General features: G+C 75.0%; 17 protein-coding genes. 3 read left to right on the forward strand and 14 right to left on the reverse strand.

What is annotated here, in order from left to right:
- Positions 1-49: 49 nt before the first annotated feature.
- From ACFVUH_RS32130 to ACFVUH_RS32155, 6 genes are all read right to left on the reverse strand, one after another.
- On the reverse strand, positions 50-1,537 hold the full coding sequence (locus ACFVUH_RS32130) for a SulP family inorganic anion transporter (RefSeq protein ID WP_387916954.1): 1,488 nt from the start codon (positions 1,535-1,537) through the stop codon (positions 50-52).
- 126 nt (positions 1,538-1,663) lie between these two features.
- Positions 1,664-2,266 (reverse strand): carbonic anhydrase, encoded by a 603-nt coding sequence (locus tag ACFVUH_RS32135; RefSeq protein ID WP_387916956.1) that lies wholly within the window; start codon positions 2,264-2,266, stop codon positions 1,664-1,666.
- 452 nt (positions 2,267-2,718) lie between these two features.
- Positions 2,719-5,130: a penicillin acylase family protein gene (locus ACFVUH_RS32140; protein ID WP_387916958.1), complete on the reverse strand. Its 2,412-nt coding sequence runs from the start codon at positions 5,128-5,130 to the stop codon at positions 2,719-2,721.
- A 352-nt stretch (positions 5,131-5,482) separates the two neighbouring features.
- Complete coding sequence (locus ACFVUH_RS32145; RefSeq protein WP_387916959.1) at positions 5,483-6,166, reverse strand: response regulator; 684 nt, start codon at positions 6,164-6,166, stop codon at positions 5,483-5,485.
- Positions 6,163-7,365 (reverse strand): sensor histidine kinase, encoded by a 1,203-nt coding sequence (locus tag ACFVUH_RS32150; RefSeq protein ID WP_387916961.1) that lies wholly within the window; start codon positions 7,363-7,365, stop codon positions 6,163-6,165. Before ACFVUH_RS32150 ends, ACFVUH_RS32145 begins: the two co-directional genes overlap by 4 nt.
- A gap of 239 nt (positions 7,366-7,604) precedes the next feature.
- Positions 7,605-9,827, reverse strand: a complete 2,223-nt coding sequence (locus ACFVUH_RS32155) for an MMPL family transporter (RefSeq protein ID WP_387916963.1) — start codon at positions 9,825-9,827, stop codon at positions 7,605-7,607.
- A gap of 465 nt (positions 9,828-10,292) precedes the next feature.
- Here ACFVUH_RS32155 and ACFVUH_RS32160 point away from each other — a divergent pair, with 465 nt between their 5' ends.
- From ACFVUH_RS32160 to ACFVUH_RS32170, 3 genes are all read left to right on the forward strand, one after another.
- Positions 10,293-11,417, forward strand: a complete 1,125-nt coding sequence (locus ACFVUH_RS32160; RefSeq protein WP_355375626.1) for a DegT/DnrJ/EryC1/StrS family aminotransferase — start codon at positions 10,293-10,295, stop codon at positions 11,415-11,417.
- Between the two features lie 68 nt (positions 11,418-11,485).
- Positions 11,486-12,430: an NAD-dependent epimerase/dehydratase family protein gene (locus ACFVUH_RS32165; RefSeq protein WP_387916965.1), complete on the forward strand. Its 945-nt coding sequence runs from the start codon at positions 11,486-11,488 to the stop codon at positions 12,428-12,430.
- Positions 12,431-12,450: 20 nt separating this feature from the next.
- Positions 12,451-13,536, forward strand: a complete 1,086-nt coding sequence (locus ACFVUH_RS32170) for a hypothetical protein (protein WP_387916967.1) — start codon at positions 12,451-12,453, stop codon at positions 13,534-13,536.
- 40 nt (positions 13,537-13,576) lie between these two features.
- On the opposite strand, the gene ACFVUH_RS32175 is transcribed toward ACFVUH_RS32170, so the two are convergent.
- The 8 genes from ACFVUH_RS32175 to ACFVUH_RS32210 form a co-directional block, all read right to left on the reverse strand.
- Positions 13,577-14,362, reverse strand: coding sequence for a polysaccharide deacetylase family protein (locus ACFVUH_RS32175; protein WP_387916969.1), 786 nt, complete (start codon positions 14,360-14,362; stop codon positions 13,577-13,579).
- 8 nt (positions 14,363-14,370) lie between these two features.
- Positions 14,371-15,171, reverse strand: a complete 801-nt coding sequence (locus ACFVUH_RS32180) for an SDR family NAD(P)-dependent oxidoreductase (protein ID WP_387916971.1) — start codon at positions 15,169-15,171, stop codon at positions 14,371-14,373.
- A 48-nt stretch (positions 15,172-15,219) separates the two neighbouring features.
- Entirely contained in the window at positions 15,220-16,125 is a 906-nt protein-coding gene (locus ACFVUH_RS32185) for a DMT family transporter (RefSeq protein WP_355375608.1), read from the reverse strand.
- Between the two features lie 136 nt (positions 16,126-16,261).
- Positions 16,262-16,639, reverse strand: coding sequence for a hypothetical protein (locus ACFVUH_RS32190; RefSeq protein WP_387916973.1), 378 nt, complete (start codon positions 16,637-16,639; stop codon positions 16,262-16,264).
- 58 nt (positions 16,640-16,697) lie between these two features.
- Entirely contained in the window at positions 16,698-18,410 is a 1,713-nt protein-coding gene (locus ACFVUH_RS32195; RefSeq protein ID WP_387916975.1) for a condensation domain-containing protein, read from the reverse strand.
- Positions 18,411-18,584: 174 nt separating this feature from the next.
- Positions 18,585-19,310 (reverse strand): 4'-phosphopantetheinyl transferase family protein, encoded by a 726-nt coding sequence (locus tag ACFVUH_RS32200; RefSeq protein ID WP_387916977.1) that lies wholly within the window; start codon positions 19,308-19,310, stop codon positions 18,585-18,587.
- The gene (locus ACFVUH_RS32205; RefSeq protein ID WP_387916979.1) at positions 19,307-20,113 is read right to left on the reverse strand and encodes a hypothetical protein; all 807 of its coding nucleotides are present in this window, start codon (positions 20,111-20,113) and stop codon (positions 19,307-19,309) included. Before ACFVUH_RS32205 ends, ACFVUH_RS32200 begins: the two co-directional genes overlap by 4 nt.
- A 3-nt stretch (positions 20,114-20,116) precedes the next feature.
- Entirely contained in the window at positions 20,117-20,407 is a 291-nt protein-coding gene (locus ACFVUH_RS32210) for a phosphopantetheine-binding protein (RefSeq protein ID WP_355375593.1), read from the reverse strand.
- Positions 20,408-20,432 lie beyond the last annotated feature (25 nt).

The following is a 20,432-nucleotide window of genomic DNA, read 5'->3' on the forward strand; positions in this document are numbered from 1 at the left end:
GGCGGCCCCCCCCCCCCCCGGCCCCCCCCCCCCCCCCCCCCCGACCGGGTCAGACGGAGGCGGCCGGCAGGCCGAGGAGCTCGGCGGAGCCGTTGCGGTTGTGACGCTCCTGCCAGAGCTCGAGGGCGCTGCGGCAGGCGTGGTCGAGGTGACGCACGCCGGCGAGGTCGAGCCGCACGGGACGGTCGGCCGGCAGTTCCTCCAGGGATTCGAGGGTTTCGAGGAGGCGGGGCAGCCGGAGGAAGGTGGCGTTCCCGTGCAGGTTCACCCGGACGGCGCCGTCCGGGAGTTCGGTGACCGCGACCTGGAGGTGGGAGGTGTCCCAGGCGCTCTTGAGCACCGCGAGCAGGAGCCCGAGCAGCACCCCTTCCAGGAGGTTGGTCACGACGATCGCGATCGCCGTGACGGCCAGGATCACCGCCTCACCGCGCTCGGCCCGCCAGAGCGGCCACAGGGTGCGGACCGGGACCAACTTGGCCCCGGCGTGGACCAGGACGCCGGCCAGCGCGGCGAGCGGGATGGCGGAGAGGAAGCCCGGGAGCAGGGCCGCGAAGAGCAGCAGCCAGAGGCCGTGGAGGACGCGGGAGGCCTTGGTCCGGGCGCCGGCCTGGACGTTGGCGGCGCTGCGGACGATGACGGCGGTCATCGGCAGTGCGCCGAGCAGGCCGCAGAGGGTGTTGCCGACGCCCTGGGCGAGCAGTTCGCGGTCGTAGTCGGTCCGCGGACCGTCGTGCAGACGGTCGACGGCGGCCGCGCTGAACAGGCTCTCGGCCGAGGCGATCAGCGCGAAGGCGACGGCCGTGCCGAGCGCGCCGAGGCTGCCGAGCGCCGCGAGGTCGGAGGCTCCGGGCAGGTGGAGGACCCCGGTGAGTCCGGCCACCTCGACCCGGGCGACGGGCAGGTCGAACAGGGCGGTGACGGCCGTCGCGCCCGCGACGGCGGCGAGTGGTGCCGGGAGTGCCCGGACCCGGGCCGGCAGGCGCGGCCAGAGCAGCAGGACCGCCACCGTCCCGGCGCCGACGGCGGCCGCGGCCACCGCGTGCGGATCCCCGGCGACGTCGGCGGCCAGCCCGGGGAGCCCGGCGAGCTTGGCGGGGCCGCCGGCCGGGGCCTTGGCGTCGGCGAGCGCGTAGAGCTGACCGGCGATCAGCACCAGGCCGATGCCGGCCAGCATGCCCTGGACGACCGAGACGGAGATCGCCCGGAACAGCCGGCCGAGGCGGGCGGCGCCCAGGGCGAGCTGGAGCACGCCGGCGACGGCGGTGATGACGCCGAGAGTGGCGAGGCCGTGTTCCTGGACGGCCGCGAGGACCAGCACGGTCAGGCCGGCGGCGGGGCCGGACACCTGAAGGCTGCTGCCGGGCATGAGGCCGGTCACCAGGCCGCCGACGATGCCGGTAACCAGGCCGAGTTCGGCCGGGACGCCGGAGGCGACGGCGACTCCCACGCAGAGCGGGAGGGCGACCAGGAAGACGACGAGGGATGCGGGGAGGTCGGAGCGCAGAGTGCTCAGCCGAAGGGCGGGACGACGAGTCATCGGGTCCTCGGGAGAGTGCGGAGGGTTCGGTGGACGGCGCAGGGGCGGTGCAGGGGCGGTGCAGGGGCGGTGCGGTGGAGGGGCGGTGCGGTGAAGCGCGGTGCGGTGGCGGACCGTGCGACGGGGTCACAGCGGGAGGAAGAGGCTGGCGTCGGCCCGGTGGGCGAGCACCAGTCCGGTGTGGATCTCGTAGAACCAGCCGTGCAGCCGGATCCGCCCCTCGCCCAGTCGGCGGGCGACGGCGGGGTAGCCGCGCAGCCGGTCGAGCTGGGCGAGCACGTGGCGCTGCACCGGGCCGGCCACCGTCGGGTCGAAGACGTCGGCACCGTCCGCCCGGAGCATGGCCCGGTCGGCGTGGCGCAGCCAGGAGCGGACGGCGGGCACCACGCTGAGGTCCTCGCCGCGCACGACGGCTCCGACCGCGCCGCAGTGCGAGTGTCCGCACACCACCAGGTCGCGGACGCCGAGCACCTCGACGGCGTACTCGATGGTGGCGGTCTCGCCGGAGGCGGCGTCGGCCCGGTAGGCGGGCACGATGTTGCCCGCGGTGCGGAGTTCGAAGAGGTCGCCGGGATCGGCGCCGGTGATCAGCGCGGGCACCACCCGGGAGTCGGAGCAGGTGATGAACAGGGCCTGCGGGGCCTGGCCGGCGGCGAGTGCGGTGAGTTCCCGGCCGGTGTCGCCCGCGCGCTGCGGGAACGCCCGGGCCCGGTCGATGAGCGGTTCCATGGTGGTGGATGCCTCCTTCGGTGACCCTCCCGGCGTCGGCCGGGAGGGGCGGTGGACGGGCAGGCACGTCGGAACCAGATGCCCCCGGGCGGGTGGGTGCGGCCGCGGCGGGTGAACGGCGCGCCGCACAGCCGCGTCGGTGACCCTCGGTGTCCCCCCGGTGACCTGATGACGCGTCAAGGGGAAGTAAAACACGGGTATGGGGTCGGCAAAAGCTCGTCCAGGGCTCGGAGTGTGCCGATCTGGTTAACATCTTGTTGCCATGAACGGCACACACCCTTCCGCCCACGTCTGCGCACACCAGGGGAACCTGATGGAGCATCACTAGGTTGATGCATCGCACTTTCCGTGCGCCCCTCGCGAGGTCGGCGCGCCCCCCGGTCACACCATCGGGCCGCCTCCGTTCGGTGAACGGCGGTGGCCCGATGGTGAACTGATGATGCGTCAGCGCGTCAGCGCTTCAGGGTGGTGACGGTGAGGCCCGGGGCCGAGCGGATCTCGGCCTCGGTGAAGCGTTCCGTCACCCACTGCTTGTCGGCGTAGCGGCGGGTCTGGTCGGTGAAGTGCGGCGAGGTCGGGTCGGCCGACTCGCCGTAGGCGAGCAGGGTCCGGGTGCGCGGACCGCGGTCGGTCAGTTCGGTGGCCATCAGGAAGCTGGAACCGTGCGGGACGCTCCTCGGGTCTGCGGGGTAGGTGCCGCCGCCGGCGCCCGAACCCGGCCCGGCCGTCAGCACGTTGAAGCAACCGACCAGGCCGGAGCAGCCGTGCAGCGGGATGCCCGCCCAGCGCTGGACGAGGCCGATCGGGGCGTCCAGCGGCAGTCCGCGCGCGGGCAGGGCGCGCACTGTGTCGGCGAAGGCGCGCTGGGCGTCGGCGTTGTCGGCGGCGATGCCGCGCGGGGTGGTCAGCGGCCGAGCCGGGTCGTACGGGACCGTCTGCCAGGCCGTCGTCCGGGTCCGCGCCAACGCGTCGCGGTACTCCTGCCAGAGCACGGTGCCCCGGCTGTCGGCGTCGGCCCGGGTGTCCCAGGCGGCGAGCACGTCGCACGCGAAGCGCACGTCGACCCGGGTGCCGTCGGACGCCGCGAGCACCGGGTGGGCGCGGCACAGGGCGACGGCGTCGTCGCGGTCCAGCTCGGCGCTCTGCACCCGGTTGCCGAACATGGTCGCCTGGAGGGTGGCGAGGGTGAAGCCGGGGGCGCCGAGGCCGTCGGTGCCGGCCCGGCGGTCGGCGATCATCCGCAGGCTCAACTGCGGCCGCGGGGCCAGCTCCGGGCCGCCGTTGTAGACGGCGGGCAGGCCGGCCATCGGCGCGTCCGCGTTGGTCAGGTAGGGGCCGTTGTTGGCGTTGGCCACGTAGTCGGTACGGGTCAGCGCGGGGTGGTTGGCCGGACCGAACAGGCCCGGGAGCAGCGCGTCCGGGTCACGGCCCGGGTCGCAGGCGGCGGTCGACCCGTCCAGCACTCCGTCGGTGAGGGGGTTGGGCACCAGGCAGCGCGAGCGCAGCGCGTCGGTGATGTGCGGGACGGCGGAGGAGTCGGTGAAGTAGGTGGTACCGCTGGAGTCGACGGCCGTGGTGTACACCCACGGGGCGCCCTGGTAGGTGCGCTGGGCCTGCCGCAGCTGATCGAGGTTCTGCGAACGACCCATCGCCACCCACTCGTTGAGGGAGCGGAGGTTGTCGGCATTGGCGTCGCGCAGGGTGTAGGCGTACTCGTTGGTCCAGGCCTCGGCCATGACGTAGCCGTGGCGGGAGCGGTAGAGGGTCCGGTCGACGGTGGAGAGCGTGCCGTCGGCGGCCCGGACGGTGACCGGGACGGTCTCCGTGGTCATCCGCTCGACCTTGCCGTCCACCAGGTACGCGGTCGGGTCGCCGGGCACCAGCGAGAGCCGGTAGGCGGTCACGTGGTCGGCGTAGCTGGTGGTGTGGGTCCAGGCGAGGCCCTTGGTGTGGCCGATCTGCAGGAACGGCAGGCCGTAGAGGCCGGCGCCGGCCACGTCCAGGACGCCGGGGATGGTCAGCTGGGCCTGGTAGAACCGCTCCGGACCGGCCCACTGGAGGTGCGGGTTGGCCAGCAGCAGACCGTTGCCGTCGCGGCCGGCGTCCCGTCCGATCGCCCAGGCGTTGCTGCCGGTGTCGGGGCTGTCGTCGGCACGGCGCACCCAGGAGGGCCGGGCCGGCGTGGCGGCATTGGTGAGTGAAGCGGGGGCGACGCCCGCCGCCGGGACGGCGCTGGCGGCCGAGCGCTTGCCGGTGCCGGCCTCGGTATTGACCTCGTAGAGGATGTTCCAGATGTCGTCGGCGGTGATCGGTCCGACCCAGCCCTTCCCCCGGCAGGAGGGGTCCGGGAGGTGGTCGACCCCGGTGTCGCGCAGATAGCGGTTGTACCCCGCGACGTATCCGTCGACCAGTTGCCGCACCTCGCCGGTCGGGCCGAGCGGGGCCGGCCGGGCCAGCAGCCGCTGCACCGTGCCGGAGCGCAGCACGCTCTGCTGGTAGGCGTCGCTCTCCAGGTTGCCGGGCCGGCCCACGGACCGCTGGTCCAGCCCGAACCAGCGCGAGCGCTCGCCGCGCATGCTGACCACCTGGTCGGCGAGCTGGCAAAGGTTGTCCTGGGCGAAGGCGTACCCGTAGCCGTAGCCGAGGCCGCCGAAGTCCCGGGCGACCACGTGCGGGACGCCGAACTCGGTCCGACTGATCCTGGTGGTCCAGCCGCCGCCCCGGTCGGTGTCGGCGGCCTGCGCCGAGGCGGGCGCCAGTGCTGTGAGCAGGCCTGCGGCCAGTCCTAGGGCGAGTGCGCCTGAGGCGAACCGCCGGATGCGTGAGCTGTAATGACGACTACTCAGTTTTTTCTTCTCCGTCATGCCTCCCACGCTGCCGCCGCAGGCGCCCCCCGGTCGTCGCCCCTCGGGACGAGCCGCGCCTCGCCCTTCGGGCCTACTCGCGTACGCCTCGGGGAGGGGGCGCTCCCCGCCCGGACCTCCCGTCCGGCCGCGGGACGCCCTGATGGATCATCGGGGACCGGCGGCAGCGGCCGGCGGCTCAGGCGAGTCCCACACCCGGACCGCGCCCCGGCCGGGTCGGCCGAAACGTCCGGCCGTGGCTCCGCCGAGGGCCGTCGCCGCATGGCGGGGCCGAGGCTTGCTGGGCCGGGATGGTACCGGGCGGAAGGCGTGGGCGCATCGGTTGGTGGGGTGGGCCCGGTGGCCCCCTGGGCTATTGCCTGGGGCGGGGGGTGGGGACGAGGCCGGTCTGGTAGGCGAGGGCCACCAGCTGGGCGCGGTCGCGGGCGTCGAGCTTGGCCATGGCGCGGTGGATGTGGGTGCGGATGGTGAAGGGGCTGACGAACATCCGGGCGGCGATCTCCTCGTTGCTGAGGCCGGTGGCGGCCATCGCCATCACTTCGCGTTCGCGGGCGGTCAGGGCGGCGAGGCGCTCGGGGGCGGCGGCGGGGGCCCGGTCCGGTTCGGGGTGGGCGAGGAGCTGCTCGATGACGGCGCGGGTGGCGGCGGGTGAGAGCAGGGGGTCGCCGGCGGCGACGCGGCGCAGGGCGGCGAGCAGTTCGGTCGGTTCGGCGTCCTTGCCGAGGAAGCCGCCGGCGCCGGCGCGCAGGGCCTGGGCGACGTACTCGTCGATCTCGAAGGTGGTGAGGATGAGCACCCGGGTGCCGGCGAGGTCGGGGTCGCCGCAGATGGCGGCGGTGGCGGAGAGGCCGTCGACGCCGGGCATCCGGATGTCCATGAGCACGACGTCGGGGCGGAGGTTCTTCGCCAGGTCGACCGCCTCGCGGCCGTCGGCGGCCTCGCCGACCACCTGCATGTCGTCCTCGGCGTCGATGAGGACGCGGAAGGCCCCGCGCAGCAGCGCCTGGTCGTCGGCGAGCAGTACTCGGATGGTCACGGGTGTTCCTCTCGGGCGGCGGTGCGCAGGGGCAGTTCGGCGGAGACCAGGAAGCCGCCGCCGGGCCGGCGGTCGGCGGTGAGACGCCCGCCGACGGCGGCGGCGCGCTCGCGCATGCCGATCAGGCCGAAGCCTCCGCCGACCGGGGCGACGACACCGGACCGGAGGCCGGGCGCCGGGCGCTCGTTGGCGACGGTCAGCAGGACCCTGCTGCCGGAGTACGCGAGGGTGACGTCGGCGGTGGTGCCGGCGGCGTGCTTGGCGACGTTGGTCAGGGACTCCTGGAGGATCCGGTACGCGGTGAGGTCGACGCCCGGGGAGAGCGGCTGCGGCTCGCCCTCGACGGCGAGGCGCACCGGCAGGCCGGCCCGTTCGAAGGCGCCGATGAGGTCCGGCAGCCGGTCCAGGCCGGGGGCGGGTTCGAGCGGGGCCTGCGGGTCGTCGGCGCTGCGCAGCAGGCCGACGGTGGCCTTGAGCTCGCGCAGCGCGGAGCCGGTGGCGTCGGTGAGGTGGCTGAGCATCTCGCGGGCCTGGGCGGGGTGGCGGTCCAGGAGGTGGACGGCGATGCCGGCCTGGGCGTTGGCGAGGGCGATGTGGTGGGCGACGACGTCGTGCAGGTCGCGGGCGATCCGGATGCGTTCGTCGGCGACCCGCCGGCGGGCCTCCTCCTCGCGGGTGCGCTCGGCCCGCTCGGCGCGTTCCTCGATGGCGGCGAGGTGGGCGCGGCGCGCGCGGACGGAGTCGCCGATGGCTCCGGGCAGCAGGATCCAGGCGATCACGCCGATCTTGATGCTGATGGAGGTGTGCGGCTCGTTGATGACCGTGGCGACGGTCACCAGGACGGCCGAGACCGCGGTGGCGGCGCGCGCGGTGGTCCGGTCGGTGTGCACGGCGAGCGAGTACAGGGCGATCAGCAGCGGGGCGACCAGGCCGACGTTGAGCTGGGTCGCGACGAAGCAGAGGGCCAGGCTGCAGGCGAGGGTGACCCCGAAGACCACATAGGGCCGGCGGCGATGGCCGAACAGGGCGAGGCTGGAGAGGACCGCCAGGGTCAACGCGGCCGGGTTCGGCTCGATGGGGTTCCCGAGGCGGTCGATGGTGGTCGTCCCGGCGGTGACCACGAACACGGCGAGCACGAGCAGCACGTCGAGCAGGAGGGGGTGGCGGCTGCGTACGCGGCGCAGCCAGATCTCGGTCATGCTCGCTTCTCCCGGTCCGGGTCTGCCCTGGCGGGCCCCTCGCCGGGCCCGGACGATCCGGCGAGGGGGGTGGGGGTACGGCTGACGACTACGGCGTACTGCAAACGCAGTACGTGCGGTCGGCGGGGTCGTCCTTCGAATGCGGTTCATACCATTTTGACCGGTCGGTGGACCGACCGGTCGTGGACGGCCCCGCCGCGGCTCCCGTGGGGGTGGGAGCCGCGGCGGGGCCGGGTGGGTCAGACGCCCACGGAGCGGCGGGCCTGGTCGGCCTCGGAGCCGTCGGCCGGGGCCGGGAGCGCGGTCTGCAGCTTGGCACCCTCGACGTCGACGTCGGGGATGATCTTCTCCAGCTTCGCCGGCAGCCACCAGGCACGGCGGCCGAGCAGGGCGAGGACGGCCGGGACGATCGCCATCCGGACCACGAAGGCGTCGAAGGCGACGGCGGCGGCCAGGCCGAAGCCCATCATCTTGACCATCGGCTCGGTCATCCCGATGAAGCCGGCGAAGACGCTGATCATGATGAGCGCGGCGGCGGTGACCACCCGGGCGTTGTACTTGAAGCCGGTGACCACGGCCTCGCCGGGCTCCTCGCCGTGCACGAAGGCCTCCCGGATGCGGGTGACCAGGAACACCTCGTAGTCCATGGCCAGGCCGAACACCACACCGATCATGAAGATCGGCATCATGCTCATCACCGGGCCGGTCTGCTCGATGCCGATCAGGTCGGCGAGCCAGCCCCACTGGAAGACCGCGACGACGGCGCCGAGCGCGGCGACCACCGAGAGCAGGAAGCCGACGGCGGCCTTGAGCGGGACGAGGATCGACCGGAAGACCACCAGGAGCAGCAGCACCGCGAGGCCGACGACGACCGCGAGGTAGGGCAGCAGGGCGTCGTTGAGCTTCTGCGAGACGTCGATGTTCATCGCCGTCGGACCGCTGACCAGCACGGTCGCACCGGTCGTGGACTTCAGCTCGGGGGCCTTGTCACGGATGGCGTGGACCAGGTCGGTGGTCGCGGCCTCGCTCGGGCCGGTGGCCGGGACGGCGTTGACCATCGCGGTGTCCCCGGCCTGGTTGAAGATCGCGGGAGCGACCGCGACCACGCCGGGCAGCGCCTTGACGGTCGTGGCGACCTGCTCGGCGGCGGCCTTCGGATCGGCCGTGCCCTTGGCGTCGACCAGCACGGTCAGCGGACCGTTGAAGCCGGGGCCGAAGCCCGCGGAGAGGTGGTCGTAGGCGCGGCGCTGGGTGGTGGAGGTGGGCTTGGCCTCGTCGCCGGGCAGGCCGAGCCGCAGGTCCAGGGCCGGCAGGGCGAGGACACCGAGGCCGACCACGCCGAGGACCAGCACGGCGACCGGGCGGCGCAGCACGAAGCGGGCCCAGCGGGTGCCGCCGTTGGGGCGGGCGCCGTCGGTCCCGGTCGCGGCGCGCTTGCCCTTGCGGTCCTTGCGGGACAGCGCCCTGCGGCCGAGGAAGCCGAGCAGGGCGGGAACCAGGGTGAGCGCGACCAGAACGGCGATCACCACGGTGCCGGCCGCGGCCATACCCATCTTGGCGAGGATCGGAATGCCCACCACGGAGAGGCCGGCCAGCGCGATGATCACGGTGAGTCCGGCGAACACCACGGCCGAACCGGCGGTGCCGACGGCACGTCCGGCGGCCTCCTTCGGCTCGTGGCCGTCGAGGAGCTCGGCGCGGTAGCGGGAGACGATGAAGAGCGCGTAGTCGATGCCGACGGCCAGGCCGAGCATCATCGCCAGCGTGCTGGTGGTGGTGGACAGGCCCAGGGTGCTGCCCAGCGCGGTGATCAGGGCGATGCCGAGGCCGACGCCGATCAGGGCGGTCAGCAGCGGGAGTCCGGCGGCCAGCAGCGAGCCGAAGGTGATCACCAGCACGACGGCGGATATCGCCATGCCGATCGCCTCGGCGGAACCGCCCGCCTCGCCGACCTCCATCAGCGCCGTGCCGCCGATGTCGACGGTGAGGCCCGCGTCGCGGGCGTGCTGGGCGGCGGTCTTCAGGGCCTCGGTGGCGTCCTTGCTCACCTTGCCGGGCTTCTCGCTGTAGCTGACCGTCGCGTAGGCGGTGGTGCCGTCCTGGGAGACCGCGCCGGCCTTGAACGGGCCGGTGGCGCTGACCACCTGCTCGCCGTGGGCGAGCTCGGCGACCGCGTTCTCGACCGTCTGCTGGTTGGCGGCAGCGGTGATCTTCTGGCCCGACGGGGCGACGAAGACGATCCGGGCCGAGGCACCGTCGGACGTGGCGCCGGGGAAGCGCTGGTCCATCAGGTCGAAGGCCTTCTGCGCCTCGGTGCCGGGCATCGCGAAGCCGTCGTCGGGAGCGGCCGGCGCCTTGGCGGCCAGCACCCCGACGACAGCCAGCAGCGCGACCCAGAGCAGGGTCACCAGCCGGCGCCTGAGGTAGGACCATCGGCCCAGACGGTAGAGGAAAGTGGCCACGGGAGAGCGGACTCCTTCGGATGGCGGTCAGGTTGGGGTGACCGGGCGGCGCACTCGGCCGGTGGGCCGGGGACGCCCGGAGCATGACCATCCTGGGTCGACGGGGGTCTCCTCGGCGTCGGCTCTGTGCAGGCATTCCGGACTAATGCGGACGCAGCAGCGCGGCCCCGGGCGGAGTAGTCCCCGGGTCGGAGGTCCGGGGCCGGGCTCCGACCTGCGGCCGAGGGCCCGTCCCGGGTGGCTGTCAGGGGTGCCGGTCGGGGACGGCCGCCGGAGTCCGCGCCGCCCTGTGTCACCCGGGCGGAGGTGCGGACGGGCCGCGGCCCGTCGGGCGAAGTAGCGTGATGTGCCTGGCCCGGACTATTTGTCCGGGTTCGTACAGATGTGCTCCTACGGTTTCCGCGTCTCCGACGGCCCGAGGGGCGCACAGCCCGTCCACAGCCTGTCCCGTAGCCGGAGGTGCCCATGGGCGTTCCCGCCGCCCGCATCGTGTTCGACGAGGACGACCGCGCGGCCGTCGCGGAGGCGGTGAGCGAGATGCTCGCCACCGGGGCACTCACCCTCGGTCCCTGGACCGAGCGGTTCGAGCAGTCCTTCGCCGCCGAGCACGGCGCCTCGCACGCGGTCGCCGTCGCCAGCGGCACCGCCGCGCTGGAGATCGTCCTGCGCGGCCTCGACGTCCGCGACCGCGACGTGGTCGTCCCCGCCGTGACCTTCTACGCGACCGCCGGCGCCGTCCTGCACGCCGGCGGCCGGCCGGTGATCGCCGACGTCGACCCGGCCACCCTCGCGCTCGCCCCGGACACCCTGGAGGCCGCGCTCACCCCCGACACCGCCGCCGTCGTCCTGGTCCACATCGGCGGGCTGATCACCCCCGAGGTGGACGCCCTGCGCGCGATCTGCGACGCCCGGGGCATCCCGCTGGTCGAGGACGCCGCGCACGCGCACGGCAGCAGCTACCGGGGCCGGGCCGCCGGCACCTTCGGCGTGGCCGGCGCCTTCTCCTTCTACCCGACCAAGGTCACCACCAGCGCCGAGGGCGGCATGATCCTCACCGAGTCCGCCGAACTGCGCGACGAGGCACGCATCCACCGTGACCAGGGCAAGGGCTCGTTCACCACCAATCACCACGTCCGGCTCGGCGCGTCCTGGCGGATGAGCGAGCCGAACGCCGCCATCGGCACCGTCCACCTGCGCCGGCTCAAGGAGTTCGTGGAGACCAGGCGCCGGGTCGCCCAGCGCTACGACGCGGCGCTCGGCGCGCTCGACGGGCTGGACCCGGTCACCGAGCCGGCCGGCTGCCGCGGCAACTACTACAAGTACGTCGCGCTGCTGCCCGCCGGCACCGACCGGGCGGCCTTCAAGCGGGCGGTCGCCGAGGAGTACGACGTCCGGCTCTCCGGCGAGGTCTACGACCTGCCGCTGCACCTGCAGCCGGTGCTCGCCCCCTACCGGCGCGCGGCCCTCCCGGTCGCCGAGGACGTCTGCGCCCGGCAGATCTGCCTGCCGGTCCACTCCGACATGACCGAGGACGAGACCGACCTGGTGATCGAGGCGGTGAGCGCCGTCCACCGCCGCTTCGCGGGATGACACGACACCGGCGGCCCCGCCGCCCGGGAGTACCCGACAGGGATGCAGCAGACGAAGGAGAGGAAGCCGTGCGGACAGCGGTCACCGGGGGATGCGGATTCATCGGCTCACACGTCGTCGACCGGCTGCTCGCCGCCGGGCACGAGGTGCTCGCGGTGGACACCACCGACAAGTACCTCAACCCCGGCGCCGACCACGCCCGGATCGACATCCTCGACCTGCCCGCGCTCACCGCCGCCCTGGACGGCTGCGAGGTGGTCTTCCACCTCGCCGCGCAGGCCGACGTCGAACGCGTCGCCGCCGACCCGGTCGGCGCCGTCCGCGCCAACATCGACGGCACCGAGGCCGTCCTGGAGGCGGCCCGGCGCAACGACCTCAGCCGCACCGTCCTGGCCAGCACGGTCTGGGTCTACGGCGCCGCGCTCACCGAGGCCGCGCTGGACGGCGAGGAGCAGGAGCTGGACGAGCACGTCCCGATCGAGCTGGAGCACAGCGGACACCTGTACGTCGCCACCAAGCTCGCCGCCGAGATGCTCGTGCACAGCTACCGCCAGCTCTACGGCCGGCACTTCACCATCCTGCGTTACGGCATCCCCTACGGACCCCGGATGCGCGACTCGCTGGTGGTCGCCCGCTTCGTTCAGGCCGCGCTCGACGGGCGGCCGATCACCATCGCGGGCGACGGCCGGCAGAGCCGCAACTTCGTCTACGTCGAGGACCTCGCCGACGCCCACGTCCGCGCCCTCTCCCCCGCCGCCGAGGACCAGACCTTCGCGCTGGAGGGCTCCACCGCCGTCTCCGTACGGGACATCGCCGACACCGTCGACGAACTGCTCGGACCGGTCACCATCGAGCACATCGAGGCACGGACCGCCGACTACGCCGGCCGCCGGATCTCCGCCGCACAGGCCAAGCGGCTGCTCGGCTGGTCGCCGCGGACCAACTTCGCCGACGGCGTGCGGCGGTACGCGGACTGGTACCGGGCCGAGGCCTTCCCGCGGTCGGACGCCTGAAGCGGGGAGGGGGCGGAACCGTGCCGCACGCGCTGCTGGTCTCCGGCTCGCTCGGCCAGGGCCACGACGTGATGGCCCGGGCCTGCGCGGACTCGCTGGAGGCGCGCGGCTGGACGACCGCCACCGTCGACGCCATGGCCCTGCTCGGGCAGCGCGCCGGCACCGCCGGGGAGGCGGTGTTCCGGCGGCTGCTCGGCCTGCCGGGCCTCTACGACGCGTTCCACTTCTCCGCGCTGCGCCCCGGCGCCCGGATCGCGCTGCTCGCCGACGCGGCGGCGCGGCGGCGGCTGGTGCCGGCGCTGCGGGCGCTGCTCGCGGAGCAGCGCCCGGAGCTGGTGGTGTCGGTGTTCGCCACCGCCACCTCGGCGGTCAACCGGCTGCGCGGCGGACCGCGGCCCTTCCGGCACCTGGTGCTGTGCACGGACGTCACCCCGCACCGGCTCTGGGTGCAGGAGGAGAGCGACCTCTTCCTGGTCACCTCGGAGGTCGCCGCCTGCGGCGTACGGCGCTACCGCCCCGACGCGCCGGTCGCCGTGCTGCCCGCACCGCTGCGGGCGCCGTTCTACCGGCCGCCCTCGCGCGCCGAGGCGCGGGCGGAGCTGGGCGTGCCGCCGGGGGCCCGGTGCGTGCTGCTGATGTCCGGCGCGTGGGGCCTCGGGCCGCTGGCCCGCACGGCGGCGGCCCTGGCCGACGCCGGTCCGCACGTGCTGGCGGTGGCGGGCAGCAACGCCGAGCTGGAACGGCGGCTCCGGCGGGCCGCCGCCCACCGGCTTCGGCTGCACCCCTTCGGCTGGACGGACCGGGTGCCCGCGTTGATGGCCGCCGCCGACCTGGTGGTGACCAGCTCCGGCGACACCTGCAGCGAGGCCCGCGCGCTGGGCCGCAGGCTCCTGCTCCTCGACGTGGTGCAGGGCCACGGCCGCGACAACCTGCAGCACGAGCTGGAACTCGGGCACGCCGACGTCGTCTCCGCCCGCCCGGAGGAGGTCGTCCGCTCCGCCCTGGCGGCGGTCGACCGCCCCGAGCCGCCCCCCTCGCCCGGTGCCGCCCCGGACGCCTGGCGCACGGGCTTCGCGGCGGCCCTGGAGCGGGTCGGCCTGTCCTGACGGCCGACCACGCCGAACCACGGCCCGACGACATCGCGGCTCAGCAAGGATCGGCCCCGCACGCGCGGGGACGGTTCCCGTTGCCCGGCCCCGCGTGTGCGGGGCCGGGCAGTGACGCGTGGCCGCCCGGGACGGCGTGGTCGCGGAGGGGGCCCAAGGTGAGGTCGCGGGCTCGGCAGTGGGCGGCGATCAAGGGGAGGGCGGCGAGGGTGGAGCGCCAGGAGTCGGGGGCCGAGGTGTCGTCGGAGTCGTGGAGGAGGAGGGTGGCACCGCCGACCAGGTGGGGGCGGGCGGTGGCGTAGACGGAGGGGCCGGTCGCTCCCCGTTCCCAGTCGCGGCCCCAGGCCGTCCACAGGACGGTGCGCAGGCCCAGGCGGTGGGCGGCGAGGGCGAGGCCGGCGGTGAGGACGCCGTACGGGGGGCGGTACCAGTGCGGGCGGGTGCCGGCGAGCTCGGTGACGGCGTCGGTGGCGCGGCACAGTTCGCGCAGGTCGCGGGCGGGGGCCGGGCGGTACTGGCGGCGGTGGTGCCAGCCGTGGACGGCGACCTCGTGTCCCCGGGCGACCAGCTCGTGGCCGAGGTCCGGGGCGCGTTCCAGCATGGCGCCCAGCAAGAAGAAGGTCGCGTGGACGCCGAGCGAGTCCAGGGCGTCCAGGATCGGCGGGGTGCCGCGCGGGTCGGGGCCGTCGTCGAAGGTGAGGGCGACGTGTCGCGGGTCGCCGTAGCCGGCGGTGCGGCGGGCGGCGAGGCGTTTGACGGGCGGCAGGCGGACGGCGGCCGGCGCGAGGTGCAGCAGTTCCACGGCGGCCGCGGTGCCCAGCAGCACGCCGGCCCTCACCCGAAGCGGGACGCCATCCGCCGGAACAGGCCGGGAGCGGCGCCGTGGAGGCGGGCCGGGTAGCCGAGCCAGTGCGGTACGAAGACCCGGTCGCGCTCGCCGGTGAGCGCCCCGAGAACGATGTCGGCCACCGCCTGCGCGGGGACCGGGCGGGGGCGTTCGCGCTGGTAGTCGGTGCCCCGCGTGGCGAAGAACGGGGTCTCGACCGCGCCCGGCAGGATCAGCCGGACACCGACGCCGGTGCCCCGCAGCTCGTACCAGAGGCTCTCGGCGAACATGGTGAGCCCGGCCTTGGTCGCCGCGTAGGCGGCCTCGTCGCGGACGCCGACCTGGCCGGCCATCGAGCCCAGCAGGACGATCCGGCCCCGGTCGCGCTCCAGCATGCCGGGCAGGAGCAGGCGGGTGAGCCGCAACGGGGCGGCGAGGTTGACCTCCAGCATCCGGTCCAGGGTGTCGGCGGGGGTCGACGCGAAGGGGCCGCGCCAGCCGAGGCCGGCGCTGGCGACCAGGGCGTCCACCCGTCCGGCCGCGGCGAGGGCGGCTTCGGCGAGGCGCTGGGCGCCGTCGGGCTTGGCGAGGTCGGCGGGTAAGGGCCGGCCGCCGGTGCGGGCGGCGACCGCGTCGAGCCGGGCCTGGTCGGTGCCGGAGAGCAGCAGCCGCCAGCCGGCGGCGGCGAGCCGGTCGGCGGTGGCCGCGCCGATGCCCGAGGAGGCGCCGGTCAGCAGGGCGACCGGCGGGTCGTCGGCGGGCCGGCGCCGGGCCCGGTGGGAGGGCGGATGGTCGTCGTCCGTGGTCATGGCACCTGCCGCTCTGTGCGCACCTCGCCGTCCGATTTGTCCGGCAAGTCACCTTCGCACGGCGGATCCGTTCGGGCGACCGGGATGCCGCCGTGAGTGGTCCCCGCCGGTGTCCGGGGCGGGTCCCAGCTCGGCCTCCACCTCGCCGAAGCGGGACAGGACGACGGTGCCGCCGACCGCCACCGCGAAGCCGGTCAGCACGCACCAGGCGTAACCGGGGCGGGCGGTGTCGCCCAGTACGGCCACCCCGACCAGCGCCGGGCCGAAGGTCTCCGAGACGGTGCTGGCGGCGGTCGAGGCCGTCACCGTGCCGCGCTGCAGGGCGAGCGCGTACGCGAGGTAGCCGCCGAGGCCGCCCAGGGCCAGCCCGTACGCCGCCGGGTCGGTGAACACGTCGAGCGGGCCGGAGAAGTCGAAGACCCGGACGGCGAGACTGGTGACGCCGAAGCCGACGCCCGCCAGCAGGCCCAGGCCCACGGCCGCCGCGGTGCCGTCGCGGCGGGCGAGCAGCAGGATGAGCAGCAGCATCAGCACGGTCGTGCCGAGCAGCGCCCAGTGGAAGGCGGACGGCGCGTGGTCGCGGCCCGCTTCGCCGGAGCCGACGGCCAGCAGGGTGAGGCCGACCACCACGGCCAGGATGCCCAGCAGGTCGGCGCGGTGCAGCCGGGCGCCGAGCAGTCGGGCGGCGGCGAGCGCGGTGACGGCGAGGCTGGCGTTGGTGACGGCCTGCACCAGGAAGAGGGGCAGGCTGCGCAGGGCGACGATGCTCAGCGCGAAGCCCACGATGTCCAGGGCGGTGCCGAGCAGGAAGCGCCAGGAGCGCAGCAGCGCCGCCAGCGGGCCGAACCGTATCCGGGTGATGTGCGGGGCCTCGCGCGCGCCGCCGGCCTGGAAGACCGAGCCGAAGCCGAAGCAGACGGTGGCGACCAGGGCGGTGGTGAGTCCGAGCAGCATGGCCCTCCCGGCATCGGCGGGCGCCCCGGGGAACGGGGTCACCCCCAGTGTCCGCCGGGCGCGGCCGTGGCGCAGAAGGGCGGTGTCATCGCACGGTCGGCGTCGGGGAGCGGCCGGCGTCGGCGCGCGGTCGGCCTCAGCGCGCGGTCGGGGGACCGGCGACGTACGCGAAGACGCCGTTGGCCACGGGCAGCGTGGCCATCAGCGCGAGCCCGACGTACACGTTCCCCCCGAGGTCGCCCGGTACCCAGAGGTCCGCCACCGTCGTGATGGCGACGGCCAGCACGCCGAGCACAGCGAGGCCGGCCAGCACCCCGCGGCGGCGGTTCGGCGGGCGCCTGCGGTAGTAGTCGCCGCTGACTCCGGTGGCGCCGAAGATGCAGATCCCCCAGGGCATGCCCTGGGTCCAGTCGTCCCCCAGCAGCAGCCGTACCGCCAGGGCGAGCAGGCCGATGAGCAGCGCCATCCCGATCTCGGCCAGGATCGTGGCCTTCACCAGGCTCCGGACGTGCATGTCCCGCTCCCCCCTCCCCGTTCCCTGCGGGGAGGCTACCCCCGGCAGCCGTCAGCCGTCAGCCGTCACGGCCGGAGCCCTCGTCGAGCACGGGGAGGGCGGACCAGACGGGCGGGAGGGCGTCCGGGGAGGGGTGGACGGTGTAGTGGTGCGGGGCCGTCGCGGTCTCGCGCCCGCCGAGCGCGGCCATCACCGCGCGGTGGGCGGCGGCGGCGCTGAGGTCCGGGTGGGCGGCGGCGATGCGCGCGACCAGGCCGTCGTCGTCGGTGCGGACGAGGTCGACCGCCGCGGCGGCCGGGCCGAGGGCCTCGGCGAGCAGGGCGCGGACGGCGTCGAGGTCGATCCAGTCGGCGCCGACGCGGTGCCAGTCGCCCGTCCGGGCGACGGGGCGCAGGCCGCTGAGCGCGGCCAGCTCGGTGAGCGGGAGGGGGCGGTCGGCGGCGGCGGCGAGCACGGCGGGGACGGCGTGGGCGAAGCGCTCGGTGTCGGCCCGGTCGAGCACCTGGGGGCAGGCGAGCAGGGCGAACTCCAGGGTCCCGGTGGTGCGCAGGAGGTTGAGCATCAGCCGGACCGGCATCGGCTGGTCCGGCAGCCACTGGAGTTCGGGGTCGGTGGAGGGTGCGGGGCGGGCGTCGGACAGCGCCTCGGGGATGGCGAGGCTGAGGTCGTTGACGACGACCTGGCGGGCGAAGCGGGCGCCGCGCCGCTCGGAGACCTCGTCGATGAGCCGCCAGACCTTGTCGGCGTTGAGGGTGCTGTGCCAGTAGCCCGTGAAGGAGGCGGACTTGGTCCGGCCGATCAGCTCGTCGAGGTCGCCGGCCGCGGTGTCGAGGGCGATCAGCGCGTCCTGGGCGAGGGTGCCGATGTGGTCGGCGAGCGCGGCGCGCTGGCGGTTGGCGGACAGCGCGGAGATCACCAGGTCGGTGCGGTCGGCACGGTGGGCGGTGAGGGCGGCGAAGACGGCGAGCAGGACCACCGAGGGGCTGGCCGCGGTGCGGCGGCAGACCGTTTCCAGGTCGGCGGCGGCGGTGCGGGAGCGCAGCAGGACGGCGGCGAGCCCGTCCGGCGGGCCGGTGATGCCGTCGGCGGCGAAGACCGTCGTGGGGCCGGTGGTGAGGATCGTCTCCCAGTGCTTGAGCGCGGCCGCGGTCTTGCGGCGGCCCTGCGTGCTCTGCTCCTGGGCGGCCACCTGGAGCGGGGTGCGGGAGGTGGCTGGCGGCAGTTCCTTGCCGGCGGCGAGGGCCAGCCAGTCCTGGATGAGCAGGGTGACGGCGGCGCCGTCGACTCCCGCGTGGCAGGCCGTCACGACCAGTCTGCGCACCAGTTCGCCGTCGGCGACGAGGGTGAAGCGCAGGCGCGGGGCGGCGGCGAGGTCGAGCGGCAGGGCGACATCGACCTGCGCCAATTCCTCGACCAGCGCGTCGAGTTCGCTGTCCGTGCGGTCGCGGGCGGGCACGGTGGCGACGGTGAACTCGCCTTCCGGGCACACCTGCTGGTGCTCGGGGAAGGCGTCGGCGGCGAGGCCGGGCGGGAAGGCGGTGCGCAGCGACTCGTGGCGCTCGACCAGGGCGCGCAGCGCGTCGACGGCAGCGGGCACGGTGGTGCCGTCGGGGACCGGCCAGGCCGAGGCCTGGTTCATCTGCTCGGGCCGGTCGCGCCGGATGCAGCGGATCATGTTGTCCTGGCCGAGGGTGAGCGGGCCGGTGCCGTCGCTCGCACCGGCGTAGCGGACCGTGATCCGCCCGTCGGCCTCTTCCACGTCGTACGTCACGTCGTGCGTGCCCTTCGGCTCGACAGGTCCCGACAGGTCCCGGCGGGGATGCGGTCGGGAAGGCGGTGGGAGTTCGGTGGGAATGCGGTGGGAGTGCGATGGGGACGCTATCAGCGCCGCGATCATCCGGAACAGACCAGAATCCTGGGATGCCGAAGCACATGTGACGCTTCGTCAACTATCTGACGTGGCACCGACATCGGCCATGGACCAGCGGTGCACACGGGCCCGGACAGGGCGTTCGCCGACCGCCGCGAGGGCGGCACGGAACGGGCCGGGGGCGGGCAGGTCGTCGATCCGGCACGGGCCCGGGCCGAGCGCGCCGGGGTCGGCGAGCAGCAGCGGCGCCGGGCCGGCCAGCGGCAGGCCGAAGCCCTGGACGAGCCGGCCGCCGTAGGCCTTGACGCAGGCCTCGCGGCGGCACCACAGCTCGGTGAACCGCTCGGCGGGCGCCGGATCGGCCGCGACCAGGGCCGCCTCGGCCGCGGGGAAGTAGCGCCGGGCCAGTCGCAGGGCACTGCGGGCGTCGCGGACCTCCTCCACGTCGACACCGACGGCGCGCTCCTCGGCGAGGGCGACGGCGGCGAGGGCGCCGGAGGCTGACTGGTTGACGGCGAGCCCGTCGATCCCGGGCTTGCCGTTCGGCCCGCGCCGCCAGACGAGCCGCGCGGGGTCGCGGCCGAGCCGGGCGCCGACGAGCAGCCGGGCCGCGCCGTGGGCGACGGTGAACCGCCGGCCGAAGCGCGGGTCCGGGCCGTCGGCGCGGGCGCGTTCGGCCGGGTCGAGCAGCTCGCGCAGGGCGCGGACCACCGGCTCGGGCTGGTCGGTGGGGATCAGCCAGACGTCGACGCGGTCGGCGCCCGCGCCGCCCCCGGCGTCGGGATCGGCACCCGCGGTCACGGACCGGCGCGCAGGGTCAGGGTGGAGAGCACACCGAGCCGGGGGTCGAAGTCGGCGAGCAGCACGGTCCGCCGCTCGGCCCGCCAGGCCGGCAGGCGGTCGGCGAGTTGCGACCAGAGTCCGGTGAACGGCTGGCCGGCGGGGGTGCGCACGGCGTCCAGGCCGGGCACCTCCAGCGCGGCGGAGAGCAGCACGGCCGCTCCCTCCCCCAGCGCCTTCGCCTGCCGGCGCACCTCCTCGGCGGCGGCTCCGGGGTCGGCCCCGCCGTCCTGGCGGACGGCCAGTTCCTCGCCCGGCGCCGTCTCGCAGACCAGGACGACCGCGCAGTGCCGTTCGGGCAGGGTGACCGGTGCGGCCGGCTCGTAGTGCAGGGCGGTCTGCTCGGCGAGCACGACGACCGCGCGATGGGCGACGCCGGTCCGCTGGTACGCGGTGGCCGCGCGCAGCGCGCCGAACGCCCCGGCGGTGCCCTGGTCGCAGAGCGCCAGGGCGAGCGGCGTGCCCGCGCAGGAGCGGCTGAGCGCGAGCGAGGTGGGCGCGCCGGGCCGGACGTCGGGCGAGTCGAAGGCCTGGACGAGCACGTCGGCCGGCTCGCCCGGGCCGAGTGCCTCGGCCAGCAGTCCGGCGGCCAGTTCCTCGTAGGCGTGGCCGACGCCCTCGGCCAGCAGGTCCTCGCGCAGCGGCAGGCCGTAGGGGCGGACCAGGTCGGAGACGAAGACCCGCAGGTCGGGGTCGAGGGAGAGCTCGGAGCGGCCGTCGCCGTACCGCGTCAGCACCCGGGTGAGACCCGGCGCGGCGGGCACCGGTCAGTCCTCGGCGATGAGGTGCGAGGCGACGTAGTCGGCCAGGCCGGTGACCGAGCGCAGGTCGTCCTCGGTGATCTGCTCGACGTCGACCTGCAGGTCGAGCGCCTCCTCCAGCTCCAGGATCAGCTCGATGGTGCCGGCCGAGGTGAGGCCGAGGTCGTCGAAGAGGCAGGCGTTCTCGGGGATCTCGGGCAGGTCCCGCTTGAGGACGCGCGGCAGCAGCTCGCCGAGGCTGTGCAGGATCCGGTCGCGCAGCTCGGTGTCGATGGTCTGGACCACTTGGTCGGACATGGGTGGGACCGTCCCGTCGTACGTG

This window comes from Kitasatospora sp. NPDC058032 (assembly GCF_042885845.1).
GTDB lineage: Bacteria > Actinomycetota > Actinomycetes > Streptomycetales > Streptomycetaceae > Kitasatospora.